Source organism: Cyanobium sp. LEGE 06143 (assembly GCF_015207535.1).
Lineage (GTDB): Bacteria > Cyanobacteriota > Cyanobacteriia > PCC-6307 > Cyanobiaceae > NIES-981.
The window spans coordinates 1-4,286 of the sequence record NZ_JADEWP010000198.1; the positions used below are offsets into that span (position 1 = coordinate 1).

The 4,286-nt window shown below is 64.7% G+C and carries 5 protein-coding genes and 1 pseudogene; 4 read left to right on the plus strand and 2 right to left on the minus strand.

What is annotated here, in order from left to right; genetic code table 11:
- The 4 genes from IQ216_RS11995 to IQ216_RS12010 form a co-directional block, all read left to right on the plus strand.
- Window positions 1–963, plus strand: a 963-nt coding sequence (locus IQ216_RS11995; RefSeq protein WP_228007453.1) for a formylglycine-generating enzyme family protein, incomplete at its 5' end; no start/stop codon positions are given.
- 3 nt (window positions 964–966) lie between these two features.
- The gene (locus IQ216_RS12000; RefSeq protein WP_193815638.1) at window positions 967–1,404 is read left to right on the plus strand and encodes a DUF1622 domain-containing protein; all 438 of its coding nucleotides are present in this window, start codon (window positions 967–969) and stop codon (window positions 1,402–1,404) included.
- 15 nt (window positions 1,405–1,419) lie between these two features.
- Window positions 1,420–1,806 carry a YidH family protein gene (locus IQ216_RS12005; RefSeq protein ID WP_193815639.1) on the plus strand — a complete coding sequence of 129 codons (387 nt, stop codon included), beginning with the start codon at window positions 1,420–1,422 and terminating at the stop codon, window positions 1,804–1,806.
- A gap of 5 nt (window positions 1,807–1,811) precedes the next feature.
- Window positions 1,812–2,702, plus strand: a complete 891-nt coding sequence (locus IQ216_RS12010) for a bile acid:sodium symporter family protein (protein ID WP_193815640.1) — start codon at window positions 1,812–1,814, stop codon at window positions 2,700–2,702.
- A gap of 6 nt (window positions 2,703–2,708) precedes the next feature.
- Here the strand turns inward: IQ216_RS12010 and IQ216_RS12015 are convergent, their stop codons facing one another.
- Window positions 2,709–3,569 (minus strand): hypothetical protein, encoded by an 861-nt coding sequence (locus IQ216_RS12015; protein ID WP_193815641.1) that lies wholly within the window; start codon window positions 3,567–3,569, stop codon window positions 2,709–2,711.
- Window positions 3,570–3,743: 174 nt separating this feature from the next.
- Window positions 3,744–4,286, minus strand: a pseudogene (locus tag IQ216_RS12020) (hypothetical protein); the annotation flags it as partial.

The window sequence follows — 4,286 nt, forward strand, 5'->3', positions numbered from 1 at the left end:
GGCCCCAGGCGCCCGCACGGCCGTCCTCCGGGGAGGGACATGGTCTGGATTCCCGCCGGCGCCTTCACCATGGGCTCCGATGCCCACTACCCCGAGGAAGCCCCGGCCCACCGGGTGCAGGTTGAGGGCTTCTGGATCGATCGGGCGCCGGTCACCAATGCCCAGTTCCTTAAGTTCGTGAAGGCCACAGGCCACACCACCGAGGCCGAGCGACCCGCCGATCCGGCCGACTACCCCGACGCCTTGCCGGAGCTGCTGGCCCCTGCCTCGATCGTGTTCGTGCCGCCCCCAGGCCCGATCAGCACAGGTGATCCCTACCGCTGGTGGCAGTACCTAGCCGGCGCCACCTGGCGCCACCCGGAGGGTCCCGGCAGCTCGATCAAGGGCCGCGACCACCACCCGGTGGTTCATATCGCCCACGCTGATGCCCTCGCTTATGCCACCTGGGCCGGCAAGGCGCTGCCCAGCGAGGCCCAGTGGGAACGCGCCGCCCGGGGCGGTCAGGAAGGCTGGGAATTCGCCTGGGGCGATGAGCTCTATCCCGGTGGACGCCCCATGGCCAACACCTTCCAGGGCGACTTCCCTCACCACAACAGCCGCCTTGACGGCTTTGAGCGCACCTCACCGGTGGGTTCGTTCCCTCCTAACGGTTACGGCCTGCTCGACATGATTGGCAACATGTGGGAGTGGACCGACGACTGGTACGGCGACCATGCTGCCCTGGTGTCGGCCCACAAGGCGGGGGGCAGTTGCTGCACGATCGAGAATCCCCGCGGGATGGGCCGCGAGGCCAGCATCGACATCACTTCCCAGCACGGCTCGACTCCTCGCAAGGTGGTGAAGGGCGGCTCATTCCTGTGCGCCCCTAGCTACTGCCGCCGTTACCGTCCCGCTTCCCGCATGGCCCAGGGCATCGACACCTCCACCTGTCATGTTGGCTTTCGCTGCGTGGCAGGAGCCTGAGCAATGGAGCAGGCGCTGCTTGAGTCCGCCCTGGAGAGTCTGTCCGGTGGCCTGCGGCTTCTGCTGGAAGGTCTATCGGTGGTGACCGTGGCGCTCGGGCTGGCGGTGACCATGGGCCAGGCCCTGCGTTTGAGGCGCCGAGCGGGCTATCGCCATCGTCATCCGCGCCCGTTCAACAGCCTGCGACTCACCTTCGGCAGCTGGCTCTCCATGGCGCTGGAGTTTCAGCTCGCTGCCGACATCGTGGCCACCACTACTGCCCCCTCCAATGAAAACCTGATCCAGCTGGCGGTGGTGGCCGTGATCCGCACCTTCCTGAATGTTTTCCTGGCCAGGGAAGTGGAGGCCGAGCAGAAGCTCGAAGATGCCCTCTTCAGCCAGGATGTTGCATCGGCAAAGGCCAGTGGGAGTATCCCCAACACACCAACCTCTCTGGGTTAAGAGGCCACAATCACGATGGGAAACCTCAACAACGAACTGGCCAAGGAGCGCAACCGAGCGGCGGCGGAGCGCACGATGATGGCCTGGATTCGCACCTGCCTCTCACTGATCAGCTTCGGTTTCGGCCTCGACAAGATTATCGGGGCGATCAACAGAAGCCGCTTCGAAGACAGTGGCCATGCCGGCCTGAGTGTGCGGTTGGTGGCGATGGGTTTTGTGCKCACTGGCATCCTGGCGATGGCCGCTGCCACCCGGCAGCATCTGCACACGCTCAGATTGATTCGACGCGATGACTTCGTGTATGTGGATCAACGCTCTATTACCATATTAACGGCCATTGCCCTCACGATCATCGGCATTGCCGCCTTCGCGCTCTTGGTCACTGGCTCTGTCGCGATCTGACTCCCATGTCCCAATCCGCAGGCCTTCTGGTCACGACCACCATCGTGACGCTCATGCTCAGCCTCGGCCTGGGCCTGAAGGATTACCCCTTCGTGTTGCTCAGGGATCGGCCCGGCTTTCTCTGGCGGGTGTTGCTGGGCACCTGCCTGCTGGTGCCCCTGGCCGGCTTGGCGCTGGTGCTGCTGCCGTTGCATGCCCTGTTCACCCTGCCGGCCTGGGTGGCCATGGCCCTGATGCTGGCCTGCCCCAGCGCTCCACTCATTCTCTTCCGGGTGCGCAGTGGTGGCGGCACCGCAGAGCTGGCAGCACGGCTACAGATCGCGGCGGCGCTGCTGGCCACCGTGTCCATTCCCATGCTGGCCATGGTGTTCAAGGCCAGTGCAGGCCTGAGTGGGTGGCAAGTCAACGGTTGGGAGGTGAGCCCGATCGCCGTGGCGGTGCAGGTGTTGAAGGTGCAGGTGCTGCCAGTGCTTGCCGGGGTGCTTCTGGCCCAGTGGCGGCCCCGCCTGGCTCAGCGCTGCAGTGTGCTCCTCGGCAAGCTCGCCACCTTGATGCTGGCGTTGGTGCTGATCGCCCTGCTGGGGCTGAGCGCCCGCCAGCTCCTGCCGTTCCTGCAGCGGAACCTCGAGGGTCTGGCTGCCATGGCGGGTCTCAGCCTGCTCTCCCTGGCGATCGGCTATGGCCTGGCGGGGCGGGATCCCCTGGAGCGGCGCACGGTTGCTCTGGTGAGCGGCATGCGCAACACGGGCCTGGCGGCGGAACTGGCCTTCACCTACGCGCCACCCGAGGTGCTGGCGGATTTGATTCCGGGCATCCTCAGCTACGTGTTGATCACAGTGGTGGTGTCCACCCTGTTTCTTCGCTGGCAGAAACGGGACTTGGCCAGAGCGGGTTGAGCCGCGTCAGAAGAAGAATTTCACGCCAGCCTCAATGCCATTCTGGTAGCTGGTGAACCCACTTGCGGGGGTGTCTCCGTCGCCATATTGCAGTCCCAGATAGCGCCAGGACAGGGTGAGGTCCGTGTTGTTTCCTACCGCGTAGCCCAGGCCGATCTGGGCATTGCCGGAGACGTTCTTGGCGCCGCTGAAATCGAAGCCGCCGATGTCGGCGCGAGCGAAGGCCCGCAGCTTCGGCGAGAGAAAATAGGTGCCCTGGATGCCCACCATGGGCTGGACCCAGGTGCGATCAAACGACCGCTCAGCGCCCAGCACGGTCTGCCGGGGTCCGTCCCCTCGCAATTCCGCCCGCACATCAAGGCCCACATCGATCACTCGCACCCCCATGTAGGGAATCAGGCTGTAGCTGCCGGGTTTGGCCACGGCCGATTCGCGGTCACCGAGCCGATAGCGCACGGCCAGGTCGTAGATCCCCTGGGTTGACCTGATGTCTGTGTTGCCGCTGATGAGGCCCCTTGGGGCGGTTCTGCCGTTGAAGGTGCCCAGCTTCACGTAGCTCAGATCCGTGAGCAGCCCCCAGCGGCCCCGCTCGACGCTCCCTCGTACGAAGGTGCCCCAGTCAAGGGCGGAGAGCACATCGCCGAGATCGAGATCCACATCGCTCTCGAACCCGTTGATGGTGGTGGTGCCGGTGGTCCTTAGCGGGGCAAAGCCATATATCTCCACGGTGCCTGACCAGTCTGGAGCTGGTTCGGACTCAGGGCTGTCGGCCAGCCCCTGCTTCTCCTCGGCGGGGCTGTCAGGATTGGGGAGCGCAGGCTCCTCGGCCCTGGCTGGGGTGACTGTCGCCAGTGGGACGGCAGCCAAGAGGCCTGCTGCCAGGAAAAACCGCGTGTGCACCATGATGCTCGAAGGAGCTCGCACACGCAAGCAATATGTTGCACCACTGTCTCATCTGCCCCCGAAGCGGAGCAGATCGTCTATTCCAGCTTTGCCTGTGGCCGCATCAGCCCTCAGGCCTCAGGCCTCAGGCCTCAGGCCTCAGGCCTCAACGGAGCCAAAGGCCACCTGGCAGGCCGCATTGAGCAGCTCCGCTTCGGAGGCGTTGCTGGGGGGCTGGCCATCAATGGTGCCGGCCTTGCAATCGGCGCTTATCTGGTAGTCGCCGTCGTCGGCCTTGACGAGGAAGGTCACATCATCGTCATTGGTGGGCTGAATTGAGCCGTAGTAGAGTTCGTAGTCGGTGTTTGGCACCACGATGACTTCGGTTTTGGTGGATACGGCGTTATCCACGGCTGAATTGATGATCGCTGCCGTGGCCAGGGTGGTGATCCCCCAAGTGGCCGCACTGGCGCCCCACCAGCCCCAGCTGGAGCTGTACCGACCGCCATACCATCCATAATTCCAAGGGCGGGCATAGCCCCAGCCCGGCCGGGCCCAGCCACCTCTGTAGCGATAGCGGTTGTCGTAGCGCCGCCAATTGTTGTTGGCTCGGTTATAGCCCCGGCGGTAGCCCCTGTTGTAGCCTCGGTCATAGGCTCTGCTGCGGTTGCCAGCGCGGTTGTAGTCGCGGCCGCGACGGCC